The following is a 21,846-nucleotide window of genomic DNA, read 5'->3' on the forward strand; positions in this document are numbered from 1 at the left end:
CTAGAAATTGCCCCGCCGCCTGTCACTGACCCAGACTCGCGTAAGAAAAAGTGTCAGGTCTTGACCGGTGCCCCCAGCAACCGAAGCACCTCACGCACCGCCTGCGCACGGTCCTTGGGATCGGACAGGGCCTTGTCGATGCGGAGCTTCTCGTTGCCCACCAGCTTGATGTTGCGGTTCTTCTGCACCAGCTCGATGACGCGCATGGCATCGATCGGCGGGTTGGGGCGGAAATTGATGTTGATGACCGTGGGCGCGGCATCGATCTTCATCACCCCGTAGGGCTTGGCCAGCACGCGCAGGCGGTGGGTGTCGAACAGGGTCTGTCCCTGGGCCGGCAGTTTGCCGAAGCGATCGGTGATTTCCTCCAGCATCGCGTCGATCTGCTCGCTCTTGTCGGCCGTGGCCAGCCGCTTGTAGAGCGACAGCCGCTGGTGGACATCGCCGCAGTAGGCATCGGGCAGCAGCGCGGGCGCATGCAGGTTGATCTCGGTGGTGGCCGACAGCGGACTGAGCAGGTCCGGTTCGCGACCCGCCTTGAGCGAGCGCACCGCCTCGGACAGCATGTCGTTGTAGAGCTGGAAGCCCACCTCCATCATGTTGCCGCTCTGGTTCTCCCCCAGCACCTCGCCGGCGCCGCGGATCTCCAGGTCGTGCATCGCGAGGTAGAAGCCCGAGCCCAGCTCCTCCATGTTCTGGATCGCATCCAGCCGCTGGGCCGCCTGCTTGGTCAGGCCTTCGATGTCCGGCACCATGAGGTAGGCATAAGCCTGGTGGTGGGAGCGTCCGACCCGTCCGCGCAGCTGATGCAGCTGGGCCAGGCCGAACTTGTCCGCCCGGCTGATGACGATGGTGTTGGCGCTGGGCACGTCGATGCCGGTCTCGATGATGGTGGAGCACAGCAGCAGGTTGTGCTTGCCGCCGACGAACTCGCGCATCACCCGTTCCAGCTCGCGCTCCGGCATCTGGCCGTGGGCGACGACGATGCGCGCCTCCGGCAGCAGCTCCTCGAGCTTCATGCGCCGGTTCTCGATGGTCTCGACTTCGTTGTGCAGGAAATAGACCTGACCACCCCGCTTGAGTTCGCGCAGCACCGCTTCCCGGATGGTGCCGCTGTTTTCCGAGCGCACGAAGGTCTTGATGGCCAGTCGGCGCTGCGGTGCGGTGGCAATCACGCTCAGGTCCCGCAGGCCTTCCAGCGCCATGCCCAACGTACGAGGAATCGGTGTGGCGGTGAGGGTCAGCACGTCCACCTCGGCGCGCATCGCCTTCATCGCCTCCTTGTGGCGAACACCGAACCGATGCTCTTCGTCGATGACCAGCAGCCCGAGCCGTTTGAACTTCACATCGCCGGAGAGCAGCTTGTGGGTACCGATGACGATGTCGATCGACCCATCGGCCAGGCCTTCCATCGCCGCCTTGATCTCCTTGGCGGAGCGGAAGCGGCTCATCTCGGCCACCTTCACCGGCCATTTGCCGAAGCGGTCGGCGATGTTCTGAAAGTGTTGCTCCGCCAGCAGCGTGGTGGGCGCCAGCAGCGCGACCTGCTTGCCGCCCATGACCGCGACGAAGGCGGCGCGCAGCGCCACTTCGGTCTTGCCGAAGCCCACGTCACCGCAGACCAGCCGGTCCATCGGACGCGGGCTGATCATGTCCTGGATGACCGCATGAATGGCCGCGCGCTGGTCCGGGGTCTCCTCGAAGCCGAAGCTCGCGGCGAAGGCCTCGTAGTCGTGCGGTGAATAGCGGAATGCATGGCCCTCGCGCGCGGCGCGACGGGCATACAGGTTGAGCAGCTCGGCGGCGGTGTCGCGAACCTGCTCGGCGGCCTTGCGCCGGGCCTTGTCCCACTGGCCGGAGCCCAACCGATGCAGCGGGGCTTCTTCCGCACTGACGCCGGTGTAGCGGCTGATCAAGTGCAGTTGCGCGACCGGCACATACAGCGTGGCCTTGTCGGCGTACTCCAGATGGAGGAACTCACTGGGGCCGTCGCCCAGGTCGATGTTGATCAGGCCCAGGTAGCGGCCGATGCCGTGATTGGTGTGCACCACCGGATCGCCGACCTTCAGCTCGGACAGGTCCTTGATCAGCGCATTGACATCACTGACCTGCTCCTGCTTGCGACGTCGACGGGTGGTCGGCGTGGTGGCGAAGAGCTCGGTCTCGGTGATCAGCTGGATCAGCCGGCCGTCGTCCGGCTCATGCCAGAAGAAGCCGGCGGCCAGCGGCGCGGCGGTGATGGCGAACCGCTCATCCGGCGCAGCCTCGAAGGCGGCCAGATCCTGGACCGAGGGCGGATCGATCTTGTTGTCGCGCAGCAGCTCCAGCAGACTTTCACGCCGGCCTTCGCTTTCGGCCAGCAGCAGCACCCGGTAGGGGGTGCTCTTGAGATGCGACGCCAGACGGGCCAGCGGCTCCTGAGCGCCGCGCTCGACGCTCACATCCGGCAGCGGCCGGGCGTAGTCGACCTCGTCCCGGCCCCGCACCGACAGCACCGCATGCCGATGAGTGGCAGCGAAGAAGTCCTCCGGACGCAGGTAGATCTCCTCCGGCGGCAGGATGGGCCGATCCGGATCGTGCTGCAGGAAGCGGTGGCGTTCGCGGGTGTCGGTCCAGAAGCGCTGGAGGGCCTCGTCGACTTCGCCATGCAGCACCAAGCCGGCTTCGGCGGGCAGGTAATCGAACAGGCTGGCGACCGAATCGAAGAACAGCGGCAGGTAGTACTCGATGCCGGCGGTGGCCAGCCCGGTGTCGATGTCCTTGTAGATGCGCGACCGGGTGGGATCGCCGTCCATCTTCTCGCGCCAGCGGGCCCGGAAGGCCTTGCGCGAGGACTCGTCCATCGGAAACTCACGGCCGGGCAGCAGCCGGACCTCGGGCACGGGATAGAGGCTGCGCTGACTGTCCGGATCGAACACCCGAATCGAGTCGACCTCGTCACCGAACAGGTCGACCCGATAGGGCACCGGCGAGCCCATGGGGAACAGATCGATCAGTCCGCCCCGCACCGCATATTCACCGGGCGACACGACCTGGCTCACATGCTGATACCCGCCCAAGGTGAGCTGCTGCTTGAGGCCGGCCTCATCGAGACGTTGCTTCTGCCGGAAGTTGAATGTGGTCGCGGCCAGGAAGGCGGGCGGCGCCAGCCGGGTGAGCGCGGTGGTGGCGGGCAGCAGCACCAGATCCAGGTCGCGGTCTGCGGAGGCTTTGTCATTGGACTGCAACAGCCGCCACAAGGTGGCCAGTCGCTCCGAGATCAGGTCCTGGTGCGGGCTGAAGCTGTCGTAGGGCAGCGTCTCCCAGTCCGGAAAGACCGCCACACGCAGCTCCGGCGCGAAGAACTTCAGCTCGTCCTCCAGCCGCTGGGTGTCGCCCGGTTCGGCGGTCACCATCACGGTCAATCGTCCGGCTGCGAATTGCTGGCGGGCGAACCGGGACAGGAGCAGGGCGTCGGCCGAACCGAGCGGTCGGGGAAGGGTGAAGCGTTTGCCTGGGGCAATGGGTGACAGCTGCATGGCACACAAATGAGAACAGCCCCGGACAGGGGCTTGGCGCCAATTGTAGGGAAGGTGCGTGACGGTGCTTGGCCGCGGTGGGATTGCCCTGCGCCGAGGCGTCTGTGCATTCCGGTGTGTGGCTGATTTGCATGAGTCAGCGTTGGTGTTGATGTCGGGGAGGGTGTGGCGCCAACGACGTTTTCCGTTCCTGAATGAAATCCGTGGTCGGACTACCGGAATCGTGGGCAGATCTCGAGATTGGTACCACGACGCTCGATTGAGTCCTGGGAGCGGCCTCAAAACAATGACGGCTGTCTCTCCTCTCCACTTTCAGGGATCTTGTGAAACGACTCAACGCACGGGCGTCGCGCCCCTCTTGCCAAGACGCTGCGGCGTCCCATTCCCCCGTCCCGATGTTGGCGCTCGGCATGGGCGCTCTGCTGATCAGCGGTTCCGCGCTGGCGCAGGCGGTACGTCCGCCCGATGCGGGCCTGCTCAAACGCGAGGAGACCCCCCCGATGTCCACTCGCCTGCCCGCCGACCCGGTCCGCATGGCACCCCGCAGCGATGACGCGAAGGGCGGGGAACCGGCCGCGGCCGAGCGGCGTGTGACCCTGCGCAGCGTGCGCATCGAAGGGCTCACCGTGCTCGATGAGCAGGAACTCCTGGCGCTTCTTGGCCCAGTGGATGGCCAGCAGTTCACCTTGACCACCATGCGTGGATTGGCGGCTGAAGTGCAGCAACGCGTGCAACTGGCCGGCCGCCCCTTTGCGCGTGCCTATCTCCCGCCGCAGGATCTGTCGGGTGGCGAGCTGCGCATCGCCGTTGTGGAAGGCCGCTACGGCGCAGTGAATGTGCAGGCACACGAGCTGTCACCTGACTCGGCCGCCTCGGCACAGTCCTGGCTGGAACCTTTGAAGCCCGGCCAGCCGATCGGTGAGGAACTGACCCGTCAGATCCAGTTGCTGTCTGAATTGCCCGGCATCGACGTCGCAGCAACCATGGCGCCAGGGCGCGGCACCGGGGAAGGCGATCTGTCGGTGGACATCACCCCGCGACGCCGATTCGGTGGGGACATCCGGCTCGACAACCATGGCAGCCGCTACGCCGGCAGCCAGCGCCTCACCGCCACCGTTTATGGCAATGGCCTGGCCACACTGGGCGACCGCGGTGTCTTGTCCTTGGGCGCCAATGACGGCAAGGGCTGGCAGGGTGCGGCCGCCTACTCGCTGCCACTGGGAACCTCCGGTGTGCGTGCCGGCTTGTCCGGCAGCCGCAGCCACTATGAGCTGGGCAAGGAGTTCGTCTCCCTGGGTGCCGAAGGTCGTGTGGATGCGGTGGCATTGCAACTGACCGCGCCGCTGGTGGTCACGGCGGGCCAACGCGTCGATTTCCAGACGGGGGTTCAACGGCAACAGATCACGAATCTGCAGCGGGCGGTCGGGGCCAGTGACCAGCGTCAGGTGCGGTCCTTGTCTGGCGCCTTGCAGGCATCCAGCCTCTTGTCGACCGGCGGTGCCGTTTGGGGTCGCCTGTCTGCAGAAGTGGGGCAGGTGCGACTGCAGGCCGCGCAGCGTGAGCTGGACAGCCGGTCGGCACGCACGAACGGTGGCTATCTCCTGGTTGCGGGCGATGCGGCATTGCTCAAGCCCTTTGGTCGCTGGTCGGTGTTCCTGCGCGGCGCGGGGCAGACGAGCGATCGCAATCTCGATCCCTCCAAGAAGTTCGTGCTGGGCGGTGCCGATGGCGTGAGAGCCTGGCCCGCGGCCGAGGCCGCTGGGGACGACGGCGTGCTGGGGCAGGCGGAACTTCGCTATCGCCTCGGTGCGGCCGAACCCTTTGCGTTTGTCGATGCCGGTGGCGTGCGCATCAATCACAACCGCTGGGACGTCTCCAAGAACACGCGGACGATCGCAGGCACCGGTGTGGGCCTGCGTTGGACCGAGGGGCGTTGGACCATGCAGGGCACGGTGGGCTGGCGAACGGGAGCCCTGCGTGACCGCCCGGTGTCCGATCCGAGCGCGGGCAATCCGCAGCTGTGGGTCAGCGTGAACTACACGCCGGGCTCGTTCTGATCTCCCCACTCCCCGCAGGACGCTCCGGCTGACGCCATGACGCGATGACGCGATGACGCGATGACGCGATGACGCGGCGCGGCCTCGTCCCCTCATCGGGGTGGGCGCTTGTTCAGACAACGCCCGATCGATCTTCCCCTTCCCATTTCATTGAATCGCCACCATGAATCAAAGTTTCCGCTCCCTCTTCAATGCAGCGCTAGGCACTTGGGTCGCCGTGCCTGAGATCAGCCGCAGCTGCGGCGCACGGTCCTCCCGCTCGGTCGCCGGCTCCGCCATGGCGGCCATCGCCGCACTGTTCATCCTGACCCCGCTTCAGCAAGCCCTCGCGCAGGCCCAGCCGGTGGCCCCGACCACGTTGCCGACCGGGCAGGTCGTTCGCTCTGGCGCAGCCGATTTCGTTGCCACCGGCAACGTGCTGGAAGTTCAGCAAAAGTCGGCGCGACTGCAAACGGACTGGGATACGTTCAGCATTGGCAAGGATGCCAGTGTGAAATTCATCCAGCCAAGTGCGGCGTCCGTGGCGCTGAACCGGGTGACCGGCGCGGACGGCAGCCAGATCCTGGGGCGACTCGAAGCCAATGGCCAGGTGTTCCTGATCAATCCCAACGGGGTGCTGTTCGGCAGCGGGGCGCAGGTGAATGTCGGCAGCCTCGTGGCCTCGACCCTTGGCATGACGGATGCCGACTTCCGGGCGGGCTTCAATGATTTTTCCGGCGCCAGCACGGCGACAGTGGAAAACCAGGGAAGCCTGACCGCCGCGTCCGGCGGTGCGATTGCGCTGATCGGCGCCAAGGTCGTCAATTCGGGGACCATCACTGCGCCGCAGGGCAATGCGCTGCTCGGCGCGGGCAATGCGGTCACCCTGGACTTCGGCGGACCTGTTCGGATCAATGTGACCCAGGCAGCCGTCAAGGCTCAGGTGGACAACGGCGGTGTGATTGCGGCCAATGGCGGTCAGATCGTGCTCAGCGCCAAGGGCGCCAGCGATCTGGCGGGAGCCGCGATCAACCAGAACGGCACCCTCGAGGCCAGCAGCCTGGCGCAGAGTGCGGGCGGGCGCATCGCGCTGATCACCGATGGCACCCTGACACATGCGGGCCGGTCGACGGCCAACGCGGTGGATGGCACTGGGGGGCGGATCGACGCCTCGGCGGCCAGCGTCAAGGGCGCAGGGCAGTGGCAGGCCGTCAGTGCTAACGGCCGAGGCGGCAACATTCAGGTGACGTCCTCGGGCGAGTTCCAGACCGTGAACAGCGCCGGCTCGATGTCGCCGGTGACGATGGATGTGAGCGGAAGAACTGGAGGCGGTGACATTGGGATCGATGCCGCGTCGACGCTCTGGGTCTCTTCCTCGGTACTCTCAGCAAATTCAGGCCAGGGATTGGGCGGCAACATCCGTTTGGCCGCCGGCGGCGTCCTGGCGGCACCGTCGACGTCGATCGAGGCCATTGGAGGCAGTGGCGGTGGGCAGGTCGCATACGCCACCCGTGCTGCTATCGACTTCATGGACAGCAGCGCGAAGGTCAATGCGAGTCAGGCTGGCAACGGCGGCTCGGTGATCATTCAAGGTTCAAATCGCGTGTTGATCGGAGGTGCGTCGGCGTTCGAAGCCAAGGGGGCCGGTGTGTCCGGCGCAGGTGGCATCGTTCGGTTCGTCTCTGGCGCCCCCACCAGCCCGGTGCTCAATTCGCAAGTGGATGTCTCGGGTTCAGGTGCAGGTGCGAACGGAGCGATCCAGATCCAGGGCGCGACCGTCGAGATCGGACAATCCACGAGGGCCGGCGTGCTCGGCAAATGGCTTGACGACGGTGCCCGTGTCACGTTGACCGCCGACAATGATCTGACCCTCAATAGCGCAATCACTTCTACCAGCGCCTCCGCAGGCAATCTGGTGTTGAACGCGGGTCGATCCATCCTGGTGAATGCCAATATCATCCAAGCGTCGGGTGATCTGACGCTGAATGCCAACCAACCCGTGTCGGCAGACATCCGAAATGCCAACCGTGCGGCCGGCGCTGCGCACATCACGATGGCAACTGGAACGTCGATCAGCGGCAACCAGGTGGCCTTCGCCGTCAACGACGGTCAGGGTCTTTCGAACGCCCAGACCGGCACGATCACGCTCGGCACCGTGTCTGCCCGTGGCTTGACGGTGACCTCCCCCAATGTCACCGCCACCTTCCAGGCCGGCGACAAGACCTACGACCGCACAACCGCCGCGACCGGTGGCAACTGGCAGGCCAGCGGCCTGGGTTTCACCGCCGACAGCAACCTCAGCCTCACCGCATCGGATTACGCGTTTGCCGATCGAAATGCCGGCGTGTCCAAGGCGGTCAGCGCGACAGCGCAGCTCACCGGTTTCAACGGCACGGCCACGACCGGCATTCAGACGTCGGCGGGGGCCTTGAAGGGAACGGGTTCGGCCACCATTGCGCAGCGCGTCCTGGATGTCACGGCCACCGCTCGGGACAAGACCTATGACGGCACGACCCAAGCGACGGTGGGATCCCTGAACTACACCGCACTGGGCTCGGACGACGTGTCCGTGAGCGCCTCCGGTGCGCAATTCGCTGACAAGAACGCCGGGCAGGCCAAGCAGGTGACGGTGAGCGGTGTCGCACTCGCTGGACAGGACAAGGACAACTATCGGCTGGTCGCCACGTCCGTCGACACCACCGCATCGATTGCCCAGCGCACCCTGAACGTGGGGATTCAGGCCCAGGACAAGGTGTATGACGGTCAGGTCAACGCCACCGTCACGGTGACGGACGATCGCCTCGCGGGTGACGTCCTGTCGGTGGGCACCGCTGGTTCGACATTCGCCAACAAGAATGCGGGCGTGGGCAAGACGGTGACCGCGACCGGCCTGACCTTGGCCGGCCAGGATGCCCAGAACTACCAGTTGGCGCAGACGACCGCGACCGACACGGCCACCATTTCCAAACGCACGCTGACGCCCACGGCCACCGCCGCGAACAAGACCTACGACGGCAACACCGGCGCGTCGGTCACCATCGCAGATGATGCGGTGGCGGGTGACAGTCTGAGCGTGCGCAGCACCGGCGCGCAGTTCGAGAACAAGAACGCCGGCCTGAACAAGCAGGTGCAGATCAGCGGGCTCTACCTGGATGGCGCTGACCGCGACAACTACGTGCTGAGCACGCTGACCGCAACTGCCCAGGCCAACATCGACCGCCGCGTGCTCAATGCAGTGGTCACGGTGCAGGACAAGGTCTACGACGGCAGCACAGCCGCCCAGATCAAGTCGTTTGCCAGTGACAAGGTGGCTGGTGACGATGTGTCGCTGTCCAATCAATCGGCCAATTTTGTCGACAAGAATGTCGGGCAGAACAAGGATGTCACGGTGAACGGCCTGGCGCTGTCCGGGGCAGACAAGGACAACTATCTCCTGAGCGCGCCAACCTATTCGACGCAGGCCAGCATCACCCCGCGCACCCTCAACCTGGTGACCCTGGCAGACAACAAGATCTACGACGGCAACACCAGCGCCGTGGTGCACCTGAGCGACGATCGGGTGGCTGGCGACGCCCTTCAGGTCACGCACCAGTCGGCCAACTTCGCCGATCGCCAAGCCGGTCGCGACAAACGCGTGGTGATCGACGGCATCGGGCTGACGGGCGCCGACAAGGACAACTATGTTGTGGTGTCGAATGCCACCGACCGTGCCGACATCACGCCCAGGACCCTCAACGTCACCGTGCGGGCCGACAACAAGGTCTACGACGGTGGTGTCCGGGCCACGGTGTCGCTGGTCGACGATCGGGTGGCGGGTGATCTCCTGACGCTGCGCAACACGGAGGCCAACTTCGACAACAAGAACGTGGGCAGTGGCAAGACCGTCACCGTTCAGGGGGTCGCGATCAGCGGCGCGGACCAGGGCAACTATGCGGTGGCATTGACCACGATCCAGGGGCAGGCGGATGTCACACCGCGCACCCTGAATGTCGTGGCCAATGTGGCCGACAAGGTCTATGACGGCGCCACACAGGCTCGGGTGTCGGCATTGGCGGATGATCGCGTCGCCGGTGATGAACTGGAGGTCACTGCGGCGCGGGCTGGGTTCGCGGACAAGAATGTTGGCGTCAAGAAGACCGCCACCGTCTCCGGCCTGAGCCTGAGCGGCACCGACAGCGGCAACTATGTGGTCATGCAGGATCCGGTGACCGCCTCCGCCAGCATCACGCCGCGCGAGCTGCTGGTGCAGGCGACGGTGGACGGCAAGGTCTATGACGGCAAGGTGGCCACCACGGTGAACGGTCTCACGGACAACCGTGTGGCCGGCGATGACCTGACGATCGGCGCCGCTGGCGCGAACTTCGACGACAAGAATGTCGGCAAGGGAAAGAACGCCACCGTTCATGGACTGAGTGTCGACGGCGCAGACAGTGGCAACTACGTCCTGGCCGCCGCCCCGGTGATGGCGCAGGCCGATGTCACCGCACGCACCTTGCATGTCACTGCCCGGGCGCAGGACAAGGTCTACGACAGCTTCACCAAGGCCACCGCGTCGCTCAGTGACGACCGCGTGGCGGGTGATGAGGTCGTCGTGAACCAGGGTTCGGCGAACTTCAGCGACAAGCATGCGGCACAGGGCAAGACGGTGACCGTGGCTGGCCTGACGCTGGCGGGAACCGATGGCGGCAACTACCAGTTGTCGCAGTCCGAAGTGACGGCGCAGGCCTCGATCACTCCTCGACTGATCAACGTGACGGTGGTGCCGTCGCAGAAGGATGCGGACGGTACCAACCTGGCCATGGTGAAGGTGATCACGGCACCGCTGCCCAGCGACCAGGCGACGGCCCAGTGGGGAGAGGCGCGCTTCAACGACGAGCGACCCGGCATGGACAAGCGTGTCACCGTGACCGACCTGGCGCTGGTCGGCAGCGATGCCGGCAACTACCAGTTGGCGAGCACGCAGGCCTACGCTGACGGCGCTGTCATCCGTCCCCAGCCGGTGTTGCAGGGCACCCAATCGGCCTGCTCGTCCAGTGGCGCCGCTGCGGCGTGCAGTGCGGGCACATGGCTGTTGTCGATGAACCTGGCGTCGCAGTCCGTCATCGGCGGACGCGGTGGATTGAATGCCGGGGGAATCGATCCGCTGACCGGCAAGCCGCGCAAGCAAGCGGATGGCACGTCGCCCAGTTCGTTGATGCCCAAGAGCCTGACTCAGCAAGGCCACGGCATCCAGTTGCCGGCGGAGGCGGATCAAAACCGGCCTTGAAGGTTGAGAAGGCCAGGACGGCGGCATTCACACCGCCGCTGTCCGCGCGGATGGCAGCATCCAGGGCATCCAGGGCATCCAGGGCATCCAGAGCATCCAGAGCATCCAGAGCATCCAGGTTACCCAGGGTTCCAACGGCACCAGGGTTGCCCATGGCTTCAATCGCATCGATGCCCTCAATGCGGCCGCTGGGATCAGTGACGTCGTTGATGCCGGGGTGCCGGGGAAGCTGGTAACTGCGGTGACTCCGGTGACGTCGTTGAGGCCGTTGACGCCGGTGACGCCAGTCATGCCACTTATGCCTGCGATGCCTGCGATGCTGCCCGCGATTCCAACCGCGTCAGTTCGCCGGTGTCAGGTCGGCGAAATCCTGGCGCCGCTCCGCGCTCGCTCTGGATGCTTCAGTCAGCGCACCGGTCGGATAGCGATACGGCGCGCGGCGCCCTCCGGTGGCTTGGTCTCGACCTGGGCGCTGCGCTGCCGGGTCGTGGACACGGACGATTGATCGTGTTCAGCCGCCCCGGGCACCACCACATCGCCGGCAATCGCGCGGGCGCGCAACTGGCCACAGCCACCGTCCACGTCCTGGCCAGCGGAATCGCGCAGCTTGGTCAGGATGCCGCGCTGATGAAGCCGCCGGGCGATGTCTCGCGCTTTGTCCCAGTCCGGCCGCAGGAAGGGCAGCTCCGGCACGCTGTTGTAAGGGATCATGTTCAGCACGCCGTACTTTCCCTTCAGCAGGGCGACGATGCCCTCCAGTTCATCGTCGCCATCGTTGACGCCTTCCAGAAGCGTCCACTGGTACTGGATCGGATAGCCGGAGTCACGGGCATACCGCTCCCCCGCTTCGACGATCTCGGCTGGGGACAGTCGTGGCGCGCGCGGCAGCAACTGGCGGCGCAGGTCCGGCTTGGTGGTGTGCAGCGAGAGCGCCAGCGCCGGTTTCACCGGGCCGCGACTCAGTCGATCGAACGCCCGCGGATCGCCGACGGTGGAAAACACCAGGTTCTTGTGGCCGATGTTGCCGGCCGTTCCCAACAACTCGATCGCCTCCATGACCGCTTCCAGGTTGTGGGACGGTTCTCCCATCCCCATGAAGACCACCTTCTTGACCGGACGCAGACGCCGCGCGAGGGCCACCTGCGCCACGATCTCGGCGCTGCTGACCTGACGGATCAGCCCATCGCGCCCGGTCATGCAGAACTGGCAGCCCACCGCGCAACCCACCTGACTGGACACGCACAGACCGTCGCGGGGCAGCAGGACACTTTCCACGGTTTGGCCATCTTGCAATCCGACCAGCAGACGCGCGGAGCCGTCATCACCTGGGTGTTGCTCGATCAATCGCGTCAGCCCATGCAGCTCATCCATCAAGCCCGGCAGCGCCTGACGGACGGGCAGCGGCAGATAGTCCTCCAGCCGGCGCCGACCCGCACTGAGCGGCAACGCTTGCACCCAGTGGCGCAACACCCGTTGACGATGCGCGGGATTCGCGCCGAGGGCGCTGAGGCGTTGGTCGATGTCGGCGATGGAGAGCACGGAGCAGGGCAGGTAGGACAGTCTGGGTGAAATGCGGCAAGGCGGCTCAAGCACCGCGTGGACATGCCTGCCCACGTTTCAAGCGGAGAGCCTCTGCCACGCAGCGGCGCAAGTTCATGACCACGCTGGTGACCAACCGGTCGCGTGTCATGCCGCGATCAGGCATTGCGAGGCAACGGTGGATTCTCGCCGATCCCTGGCGCGTGATCCGTTCCTGCCAGGTGCGCGCCGAGGGCCGGGTCACGTCGTCAGCGGGGGCGTGGGGCTTTGCTGCACGCATGGATCACCGGTCCACCCGCTCGCGCGAAGCCAGGGGCATCACGCCGCCGGTCCGCCGGCTCGCAGTCAAATCTGCCCGCCCGCGCCTGGCCAGAGGCATGACGCTCCCTACAATGCTGACCTATGACAACTTTTCCGATCGGCCTTGAACCGCGCTGCTTTGCGCTGGTCCCGGCCGCGGGCGTGGGCAGCCGGTCCGGTGCCGATCGCCCGAAGCAGTATGTGCCGCTGGCCGGCCGCGCGATGATCGCGCACACGCTGGCCGCCTTGGCGGGCGTTCCCCGAATTGAAGCGACCTTGGTGGTGTTGTCCGACGAGGACGACCAGTTCGACACCGCCGTCCCCGGCTTTGAGGGTGATCGGGGCTGGGTGGCCCGCTGCGGCGGTGCCACGCGCGCCGAGACGGTGGCCAACGGCCTGCAGGTCCTGCGCGAGCGCGGCGTTCAGCCGCATGACTGGGTGCTGGTGCATGACGCGGCGCGCTGCCTGATCCGTCCCGAATGGATCGAGCGCCTGATCGAAGCCTGCGATCCTGATGAGGTCGGCGGCCTGCTCGCGCTGCCAGTCGCGGACACGCTGAAGGACGGGTGCAGCGATGCCGGCGCCAATGCCAGTGCCAATGCCAATGCCAATGCGAACGCCGCATCGGCCCGTGTGGCTGGAACCGTCGATCGCCGAGGGAAGTGGGCGGCGCAGACACCGCAGATGTTCCGCTGGGGCTTGCTGGCGCCCGCGCTGGCGCAAGGTGTGGACGGCATCACTGACGAGGCCAGCGCGGTGGAGGCGCTGGGACATCGACCGCTGCTGGTGGAAGCATCGATGGAAAATTTCAAGGTCACCTATCCGGCCGACTTCGCGTTGGCCGAACGCTTGTTGAGGAGTCGCTCATGACGGTCGGATCGGAACATGATGTTCAGGGATTGAAGGTCGCCGGCCATGCCGTCGCCACGGTGCTGCAGCGCATGCTGGCGGCGATCCAGCCCGGCATGACCACGCGGGAGCTCGACGAGATGGGCGCCCGCTGGCTGGCCGAGTTCGGTGCCCGTTCGGCGCCGATGACCAGCTACAACTTCCCCGGCGCCACCTGCATCAGCGTCAACGAGGAGGCCGCGCACGGCATCCCCGGCGACCGTGTCATCGCCAAGGGTGATGTGGTCAATGTGGATGTCTCGGCCGAGCTGGACGGCTATTTCGCCGACACCGGCGGCACCCGCATCGTTCCGCCCACGACCCCCACCAAGACCCAATTGGTCTTCGCCGCGCAGTACGCGTTGGACCAGGCGATCAAGGAGGTGCGACACGGCGTCAAGCTCAACCGTATCGGGCATGCCATCGAGCGCGTGGCCAAGGCCCACAAGTTCAAGATCATCGAGAACCTGTGCAGCCACGGCGTGGGGCGTTCCCTGCATGAGGAGCCGAAGTCCATTCCCGGCTATTTCGACGCCAACGACACCCGGGTGCTGACCGAAGGCATGGTCATCACCATCGAGCCTTTCCTGTCGACCAAGAGCCGCTGGGTGGACGAGGGCGCGGATGGCTGGACCTTGTCCGGTATCAAGGGCAATCTGTCGGCGCAGTTCGAGCACACGATGATCGTCACCCGTGGCGCGCCGGTGATCGTCACCACCACCGGGGCGGCGGCTGGCGCGCATTGAGTCCGCCCGCAGGCCTCAGGCGCTGAGCATGCCGACCCGTGCCATTTCCTTCCATCGAGCATCCCCATGCAACTGCAATTCCGCATTGGCGAGGGCTGGGACACCCATGCACTCGTCACCGACCGCCCCCTGATCCTGGGCGGCGTCACCATTCCGCACACCCATGGCCTGCTGGGCCATTCCGATGCCGACGCGCTGGCCCACGCGATGACCGATGCCTTGCTCGGCGCGGCCGCGCTTGGCGACATCGGCAAGCTGTTTCCGGACACCGCTGCCGAATTCAAGGGCGCCGATTCCATGGTGCTGCTGGCGGAAGCCTATCGGCAGGTGAAAGCACGGGGATGGGTGATCGGCAACATCGACACCACCATCGTGGCCCAGGCCCCGAAGATGGCCCCGCACATCCCTGCGATGCGGCGCCGCCTGGCCGAGGTGCTGGGCATCGACGAAGGGCAGATCAACGTGAAGGCCAAGACCGCCGAGAAGATGGGCCCGGTCGGCGAGCTGAAGGCGATCGAGGCGCGCGCCGTGTGCCTGTTGGTGGCTGCGCCCGTTTGACCGCCTGGCCAGGCCGTGGGTCCGGATACTGATCGGCGGAATCGGAACCAAAACCGGAACCGGAACCGCAGGCCACAGCCGAGGCCGACGACATAGCCATAGCCGCAGCCGTAGCCATAGCCATAGCCGTAGCCGTAGCCGTAGCCGTAGCCGTAGCCGCAGCCGTAGCCGCAGCCGTGTCCGCCAAGTTAACCCTCGGCCGCCATGCCAACCGCAAGCCTTAGGTCAACCGAAGCTGCCGCTTTTGCTGGCGCGCCTGTTGCGAGCGCTCAATCGCCGGATCGAACTCGGGCGACGGCGAGCTCCACCGCGGTGCTGTAGTCCGCCACGCGGGCGCGATAGGCCCGCAGACTGGCAATGACCTGTCCAGCGTCATCGTGTTGGCGTCCGACCTCATCCAAGGCGGCCGCCGTCGCTTCGCGCAGCGCCTGCGCCAGTGCGGGCGGAAGCGGCGAAATCGCGATGCCCTGCGTGCGGAGCGACCTCCACGCCACGGCGTTGCGATCTCGGGCCCTGGCGATGGACCGCATGGCGGCGGCTTGCGCAGCGACGCGAAGGATCTCGCGCAGATCCTCGGGCAGGCGTTGGAACTGCGGTTCATGGATGAACACATGCAGTGCCACATCGGGCTCGTGCCAGGGCGCGAGATAAAACCGGGCGAAGCGGGCGAGCGGCAGCGTGGTGTCGATCGCCGGACCGACCACATCGGCGCCGTCGATGCGTCCCGCTTCAAACGCCGGGACGATGCCGGAGAACGGCAGGCTGACTGGCACCGCGCCGAGCCGTGCCATCACCTGGGCAGGGAAACCGGCGATGCGCACTCGCAGCCCGCGCAAGTCCTCAGGTCCACGAAGCGGCCGTCGGTACCAGCCGCCCATCTGGATGTCCGTATGGGCCGCAGTCAACGGCACGATCGCCTGCGAGCGAAGCACCTGTTCGAACAGCATCTGGCCGCCGCCTTGGGTGAGCCAACCTTGCTGCTCGATGGGGGTGAGGCCGAACGGGATCGCCGTGAAGAAGTCGATCGCCGGCACCTGCTCGGCGTAGTACTGCGCGGTGGTGTGGGCCAGATCGAATTCACCCCGCTGAACGGCCTGCAGCAGCCCTGTGGGTTGGCCGTGCTGCGAAGGATCGACCAGTTCGATCATCAGCCGTCCGCCGGAGCTGCGTTTCACCAGGTCGCAGAAGTCTTGCGCGCTCTCATGAAGCAAGGGCAGGGTGGTGGGCCAGGAGGTGGCCATGCGCCAGTGAATCGGCGCTGCGCCGCCGTGGCCGGCGACACGGGAGGCGCGTGGCGCAAGCGCCGAAGGGGATGAGGCCGGCGGCATGGCGCCACGCGCACCGACGCCGTGGGCGGCGCACCCGACGCCGGTGACGCCGGCTGCCGTGGCGGCCAGCGCGGTGCCGAGCCAGGAGCGACGGCTTGAGACGGTCAAGGGACCGGTGGGTTCTGTCCGCATAGGCGGATGCGGATCCGGATGCGCGTGCTGCTCTGGTTGCTCCGGTTGCTTTGGCAGCTCTGGCAGCTCTGGCTGAAGCGTTGGATGCAGGGGATGTGCTGCGTGAGACGGACGGCTCATGGAATCACTTTCTGTCGACGCCAGCTTCGGCGGACTCGACAGTGTGATTTCCGTGCGCAGACCAGGAGGCGCCATGAACGGCGCGTTGAAGCGAAACTGCTTCAAGCGGGCATTCACGATGGCGCCGCTGCTGGCGCCCGCAGGTCGGCCGCCGCGCAGCAGGGCGCGGCGGGATCAGCGCCTCAGCTCAGACGCTGGCGCGCTTCAAACGCAGCTGTGCGACGAAGCCGCTGTCGTCCGCATTGGCCAGGCGCAGTTGGGCGCCCAGGCGCTGGATGGATTTCTCGACGATCGCCAGCCCCAGGCCGGCGCCGGTGGCGGCAGTACGGGCGCTGTCGCCGCGGTAGAACGGGGTGGTCAGCTTGGCCAGCTTGTCCGGCGGCACGCCCGGGCCGTGGTCGCGCACGGTGAGCAGCACCCAGGCGCTGTCAGCCTCGGCGGTCACCAGGACGCGGGCCGGCTCGTCGTCGTGATGGCCGTAGCGGCGGGCGTTCTCGAAGAGGTTGAGCAGGATGCGGCCGAACTCGGTCGGATCGGTCCAGATGCGCAGCGCAGCGGACAGCCTCACGGTGATCTGGATCTGCTGCGGATCCCGGAAGCCCTGGGCTTCGCGCTCCACCAGCTCGCGCAGGTTCATCGCCTGCAGCTGCAGCTCGCTGGGGCGGGCGTAGTCCATGAACTTGTTGATGATCGCGTCGAGCTGGTCGATGTCCTGGGCAATGAATTGCCGCGCCTGTTCATCGGTGACGCTCATCTCCGCCTCCAGGCGCAGTCGCGCCAGCGGGGTGCGCAGGTCGTGGGAGATGCCGGCCAGCATGACGCTGCGGTCCTCTTCCATCTTTGCCAGCTCACGGGCCATGCGGTTGAAGCCCATGTTGACCTCACGGATCTCGCTGGTGAGCGTGCTTTCATCCAGGCGGGAGTCGTACTCGCCTTCGCGGATGCGTCCGGCGGCGATCGACAGCTCTCGCAGCGGCTGGTTGATCAGCCTGGCGATGGCCGCCGCGCCCAGCAGCGAGGCGCCCAGCGCGATCATGATCCACCACCAGTTGCTGGCGAAGTTGGTCTGCAGCGGCGCGGCATTGGTCTGCAGCCAGAACTGGTCCGCGCCGACGTCGAACCGCACCCACAGCCCCGGCACGCCGTTCAGCCCGCTGGCCAGCACCGTCTGCGGGCCCAGGCGAGACACCAGCTCCTTGCGCAGCCGTTGGGCAAACGGCGTGTTCTCGTAGGGCATCCAGCGGTCGGTCGCTTCGGCGACCTCCACCTGGACCGCCTCGCTGCGCGCCAGCGACTTGACCACCGCGACGCGGTTGATCGAATCCGTGCTCGACAGCGCCACGCGCGAGAGATTCACCAGCCCGGCGAGCTGCTGCGCAGCCTCCAGGGCCTTGGGCTCCGCTTCCAGGGCCTTGAAGGTCTGCTGCCACGCCAGCACCCCGGCTGCCAGCAGCAAGGCCAGCAGGGCGAAGGTGCGCCAGAACAGGTTCAGCGCCAAACGGGGAGGGGTCACGGGTGGTGATGCTTTCAGTGACTGCGGGTGGTGCTCGGCGTCAGGCGGCCGGGCGCCGGGAGATTCGGTCCGATCGAGGCCACCGGGTCAACGGTGCCGTCGATCCCGACCCTCCGGTCCGTGCTGTCGCCCTCAACGAGGGGGGCGGCGCGGACCGCAGGGGCAGTGGGGCCGGTAGCTTGCGGATGAATCAACGGATCGAGTCGGTGAGGGATCATCGACAGGGTCGGACCGGCGAACGATCAAGGAGAGGCCGGTGATCGCTCCATGTCCCATCCGTTCATTGCTCAGCGGATCGGGAAATCCGTCCACACGGTGAGACCCACGGGGAAGCGACCTCGGTCATCAGGATGATCAGGGCGATCAGGGCGATCAGGGCCATCAAGCCCATCAGGCCCATCAAGCTGCTTCGTCGGGCACGAACACATAGCCCACGCCCCAGACCGTCTGGATGAAGCGCGGCTGGGCCGGATCTTCTTCCAGCAGCTTGCGCAGGCGGGAGACCTGGACGTCCAGGCTGCGGTCGAAGGGTTCGAACTCACGGCCGCGGGCCAGCATGGCCAGCTTGTCGCGCGACAGCGGTTGGCGCGGATGGCGGACCAGGGCCTTGAGCATCGAGAACTCGCCGGTGGTCAGCGGCACCGGCTCGCCGTTCTTGGACAGCCGACGCAGGGCCAGGTCGAATTCGAAGGGGCCGAACTGGACCGTCATCGGCTCCTTGGACGGCGCGCCCGGTGCTTCCGGCGGCGGACGGCGGCGCAGCACCGCATTGATCCGGGCCAGCAGCTCGCGGGGATTGAAGGGCTTGGCCAGGTAGTCGTCGGCCCCCACCTCGAGGCCGACGATGCGATCCACCTCTTCGACCTTGGCCGTGAGCATGATGATCGGCGTGCTGTCGCCGGCGGCGCGCAGGCGGCGGCAGATCGACAGGCCGTCTTCGCCCGGCAGCATCAGGTCGAGCACGATCAGGTCGACCGTCTCACGGGTCAACTGCTTGTTCAGCGCCTTGCTGTCCTCGGCGAGCAGAACTTCGAAGCCCTCTTGCGCCAGATACCGGCGCAGCAGGTCGCGGATGCGTGCATCGTCGTCCACGACCAGGATGCGGTTGGGGCGGGAATTGCTTTGCATTGCGGCCTCTCCTGAATATGTAACAGCGGCACTGTAAGCGCGTTTTTTCCCCTTGTTTGCGCCATGCAGCAGTCCTTACGGGTTAGTTACAACTTATGTAAACAGACCGGTCATCCATCACCCTTGCGCCGCTTGTTATGCTGGTTCTCCCTAGGATTTTCACAGGACGTTAGATGATCCGAAAGCAACACAAGCCCCTGTTGGCCCTGGTTTTGAGCGCTGCGGCGCTGCTGCCAGGCCTCTCGCATGCCCAGGCGCAGGCTCGAACCGATCTGCTGAACCTGACGGCATCGGCCAGTACCGAGGTCACCCGCGACCTGCTGATGCTGAGCTTCTCGACCACCCGCGAGGGCAAGGAAGCAGCGGCCGTGCAGAGCGAACTGAAGCAGGCGCTGGATGCGGCGCTGGCCGAGGCGCGCAAGGTGGCCAAGCCGGGGCAGGTGGAGGTGCAGGCGGGCAATCTGTCCATCTACCCGCGCTACGGCCAGCCGCGTGTGAGCAGCGGCGGCGCGACGACCAACCAGATCACCGGCTGGCAGGGCAGTGTGGAACTGCAGGTGCAGGGGCGTGACATGGACGCCATTGCCAAGCTGAGCAGCCGCATCCAGACGATGAGCATCGCCAACGTCAGCTACGGCTTGTCGCGCGAAGCCCGTGAGAAGGCGGAGGACAGTGTGGTCGCGGACGCGATTGCCGGCTACAAGGCCAAGGCCGCGAACTATGCCAAGCAGTTCGGCTACAGCGCGTTCCGCATCGGCGAAGTCAGCGTCAATGCCGACCCGGGCCCGGTGATGGCCATGGCGCAGCCGCGCTTCAAGGCGATGGGTGTGTCCGCCTCGGAACAGGCCCTGCCGGTTGAATCGGGCAAGGCCACCGTGACGGTGAACGTCAACGGCAACGTCGTGATGACGCGCTGATCCCGCGACAGCATCCCGGCGTGCGCAGCCAGCGTGCGGCTGGGGTGTGGTGGCTGCGCCGATGGCGGACTGACCTGCAGGTCCTCATGCCTGCAGGTCCTCATGCAGCCAGCGCGGAGCGCGCTGGCTGCGTTCAAACGGCGGGTACGATCACTGCGCCACCCAGCCGCCATCCATGGCCCAGGCTTGGCCGCGGACATTGATCGCAGCGTCCGAGCACAGGAACACCGCCAGGGCGCCCAGCTCTTCGGGCGTGGTGAACTGCAGCGAGGGCTGCTTTTCCGACAGCAACTGGCGTTTCGCCTCATCCACCGTCAGGCCTTCCTTGGCCGCGCGGTCGTCGATCTGCTTTTGCACCAGGGGTGTCAACACCCAGCCCGGGCAGATCGCATTGACCGTGACCGGCAGGGTGGCCGTCTCCAGGGCGGCCGCCTTGGTCAAGCCCAGCAGGCCATGCTTGGCCGCCACATAGGCCGACTTGCCAGGCGAAGCCACGAGACCGTGGGTGGACGCGATGTTGATCACGCGCCCCCAGCCGCGCTGCTTCATGCCCGGCAGCGCCAGGCGCATGGTGTGGAAGGCGCTGGTGAGGTTGATGGCGATGATCGCGTCCCAGCGGTCGACGGGGAACTCGTCGACGTTCGCCACGAACTGAATGCCGGCGTTGTTAACCAGAATGTCGCATCCACCGAAGTCCTTGTTGATGGTGGCCATCATGGCCTCGATCTCGGCCGGCTTGCTCATGTCGGCCCCGTGAAAACCGACGCGGATGCCGTGTTCACGGCCCGCGGCCTCCACTTCCGCCCGCGGCGCCTCGGCATCTCCGAAGCCGTTGAGCACCAGGTTGGCGCCTTGCCGGGCGAGGGTCAGGGCAATCCCCAATCCGATGCCGCTGGTCGAACCGGTCACCAGCGCCGTCTTTCCTTGCAACATGCCGGGTCCTCTTCAGGGTTGTTAGGATGGGTGCAAAGGATACGAGCGATGTCTGAACCCTTGTTGAAAAAAGTCCAGGCCTTGAGCCCCTGCGGCCTCCATCGGATGGCCTATTGGGAGTGGGGTCAAGCCGACAATCCCCGCGTGCTGGTGTGCGTGCATGGTTTGTCGCGCCAGGGGCGTGATTTCGACGTGCTGGCTCGCCGCCTGGCGGATCGCTACCGGATCATCTGTCCGGATGTGGTCGGCCGCGGCGAGTCCGACTGGCTCGGCGATCCCCGCAACTATCAGCTGCCGCAATATGTGTCGGACATGGTCACCCTGCTGGCCCGCCTGGGCGTGCCGCAGGTGGACTGGCTGGGCACCTCCATGGGCGGCCTGATCGGCCTGGCGCTGGCAGCGATGCCGGCGAGTCCGATCCGCCGGCTCATCCTCAACGACGTGGGGCCCACCATCGAGTTCGTCGCCTTGCAGCGCATCGCCGGCTACATCGGTCGCGCGCCCCAGTTCGAGACCTGCCAGCAGGGCGCGGACTACCTGCGCAGCGTGTCCGAGGGCTTCGGCCCCCACACCGACGAGCAGTGGCTGGCGCTGTCGCGCCCGATGTTCAAGCCCGATGGCGACCGCTGCCGGCTCCATTACGACCCGCGCATCGGCCAGGGCTTGGCGGGGCTGACGCCGGAACTGGCCAAGGCCGGCGAGTCGCAGCTGTGGGCCGCCTATGATGCGCTGCGTTGCCCGACGCTGCTGCTGCGCGGCACCGAATCCGACCTGCTGAGCGCCGCCACGGCGCAGGCGATGACGCAACGCGGTCCCCGCGCGACGCTGTACGAAGTGGCCGGCGTGGGCCATGCGCCGATGCTGGTGCAGGACGATCAGATCCAAGTGGTGGAACGCTTCCTGGAGGGCGGCTGAACGCGACGC

At 66.3% G+C, this 21,846-nt stretch carries 15 protein-coding genes; 8 read left to right on the forward strand and 7 right to left on the reverse strand.

Annotated features, from left to right (window positions below):
• Positions 1 to 53 precede the first annotated feature (53 nt).
• On the reverse strand, positions 54 to 3,518 hold the full coding sequence (gene mfd, locus N4261_RS08805; RefSeq protein WP_261759782.1) for a transcription-repair coupling factor: 3,465 nt from the start codon (positions 3,516 to 3,518) through the stop codon (positions 54 to 56).
• Between the two features lie 395 nt (positions 3,519 to 3,913).
• Here mfd and N4261_RS08810 point away from each other — a divergent pair, with 395 nt between their 5' ends.
• A complete protein-coding gene (locus tag N4261_RS08810; RefSeq protein ID WP_261759783.1) occupies positions 3,914 to 5,575 on the forward strand; it encodes a ShlB/FhaC/HecB family hemolysin secretion/activation protein in 1,662 nt (553 codons plus the stop codon).
• A gap of 163 nt (positions 5,576 to 5,738) precedes the next feature.
• Positions 5,739 to 10,820, forward strand: a complete 5,082-nt coding sequence (locus tag N4261_RS08815; protein WP_261759784.1) for a YDG domain-containing protein — start codon at positions 5,739 to 5,741, stop codon at positions 10,818 to 10,820.
• Positions 10,821 to 10,847: 27 nt separating this feature from the next.
• Here N4261_RS08815 and N4261_RS08820 read toward each other — a convergent pair whose 3' ends face one another.
• Complete coding sequence (locus N4261_RS08820) at positions 10,848 to 11,111, reverse strand: hypothetical protein (protein ID WP_261759785.1); 264 nt, start codon at positions 11,109 to 11,111, stop codon at positions 10,848 to 10,850.
• A 114-nt stretch (positions 11,112 to 11,225) separates the two neighbouring features.
• Positions 11,226 to 12,359 (reverse strand): RNA methyltransferase, encoded by a 1,134-nt coding sequence (locus N4261_RS08825; RefSeq protein WP_261759786.1) that lies wholly within the window; start codon positions 12,357 to 12,359, stop codon positions 11,226 to 11,228.
• A 116-nt stretch (positions 12,360 to 12,475) separates the two neighbouring features.
• Here N4261_RS08825 and N4261_RS08830 point away from each other — a divergent pair, with 116 nt between their 5' ends.
• The 4 genes from N4261_RS08830 (at position 12,476) to ispF (ending at position 14,851) form a co-directional block, all read left to right on the forward strand.
• Positions 12,476 to 12,787 (forward strand): hypothetical protein, encoded by a 312-nt coding sequence (locus tag N4261_RS08830; protein WP_261759787.1) that lies wholly within the window; start codon positions 12,476 to 12,478, stop codon positions 12,785 to 12,787.
• Entirely contained in the window at positions 12,762 to 13,529 is a 768-nt protein-coding gene (gene ispD, locus N4261_RS08835; RefSeq protein WP_261759788.1) for a 2-C-methyl-D-erythritol 4-phosphate cytidylyltransferase, read from the forward strand. Before N4261_RS08830 ends, ispD begins: the two co-directional genes overlap by 26 nt.
• Positions 13,526 to 14,293, forward strand: a complete 768-nt coding sequence (gene map, locus N4261_RS08840) for a type I methionyl aminopeptidase (RefSeq protein ID WP_261759789.1) — start codon at positions 13,526 to 13,528, stop codon at positions 14,291 to 14,293. The genes ispD and map overlap by 4 nt, the downstream gene beginning before the upstream one ends.
• Before the next feature lie 66 nt (positions 14,294 to 14,359).
• On the forward strand, positions 14,360 to 14,851 hold the full coding sequence (gene ispF / locus N4261_RS08845) for a 2-C-methyl-D-erythritol 2,4-cyclodiphosphate synthase (RefSeq protein ID WP_261759790.1): 492 nt from the start codon (positions 14,360 to 14,362) through the stop codon (positions 14,849 to 14,851).
• 269 nt (positions 14,852 to 15,120) lie between these two features.
• Here the strand turns inward: ispF and N4261_RS08850 are convergent, their stop codons facing one another.
• The 3 genes from N4261_RS08850 to ompR form a co-directional block, all read right to left on the reverse strand.
• Positions 15,121 to 16,287 carry a TRAP transporter substrate-binding protein gene (locus N4261_RS08850; RefSeq protein ID WP_261759791.1) on the reverse strand — a complete coding sequence of 389 codons (1,167 nt, stop codon included), beginning with the start codon at positions 16,285 to 16,287 and terminating at the stop codon, positions 15,121 to 15,123.
• A gap of 331 nt (positions 16,288 to 16,618) precedes the next feature.
• The gene (locus N4261_RS08855) at positions 16,619 to 17,944 is read right to left on the reverse strand and encodes an ATP-binding protein (RefSeq protein WP_261759792.1); all 1,326 of its coding nucleotides are present in this window, start codon (positions 17,942 to 17,944) and stop codon (positions 16,619 to 16,621) included.
• Positions 17,945 to 18,343: 399 nt separating this feature from the next.
• Complete coding sequence (gene ompR / locus N4261_RS08860; protein WP_261759793.1) at positions 18,344 to 19,072, reverse strand: osmolarity response regulator transcription factor OmpR; 729 nt, start codon at positions 19,070 to 19,072, stop codon at positions 18,344 to 18,346.
• A 173-nt stretch (positions 19,073 to 19,245) separates the two neighbouring features.
• Between ompR and N4261_RS08865 the strand changes: the two genes are divergently transcribed.
• Positions 19,246 to 19,989, forward strand: coding sequence for an SIMPL domain-containing protein (locus N4261_RS08865; protein WP_261759794.1), 744 nt, complete (start codon positions 19,246 to 19,248; stop codon positions 19,987 to 19,989).
• 150 nt (positions 19,990 to 20,139) lie between these two features.
• On the opposite strand, the gene N4261_RS08870 is transcribed toward N4261_RS08865, so the two are convergent.
• Entirely contained in the window at positions 20,140 to 20,922 is a 783-nt protein-coding gene (locus tag N4261_RS08870; RefSeq protein WP_261759795.1) for a 3-hydroxybutyrate dehydrogenase, read from the reverse strand.
• Between the two features lie 48 nt (positions 20,923 to 20,970).
• On the opposite strand from N4261_RS08870, the gene N4261_RS08875 reads away from it, so the two are divergent.
• On the forward strand, positions 20,971 to 21,837 hold the full coding sequence (locus N4261_RS08875) for an alpha/beta fold hydrolase (RefSeq protein WP_261759796.1): 867 nt from the start codon (positions 20,971 to 20,973) through the stop codon (positions 21,835 to 21,837).
• The last annotated feature ends 9 nt before the right edge of the window (positions 21,838 to 21,846 follow it).

This window comes from Roseateles amylovorans, from assembly GCF_025398155.2.
Taxonomy (GTDB): domain Bacteria; phylum Pseudomonadota; class Gammaproteobacteria; order Burkholderiales; family Burkholderiaceae_C; genus Roseateles; species Roseateles amylovorans.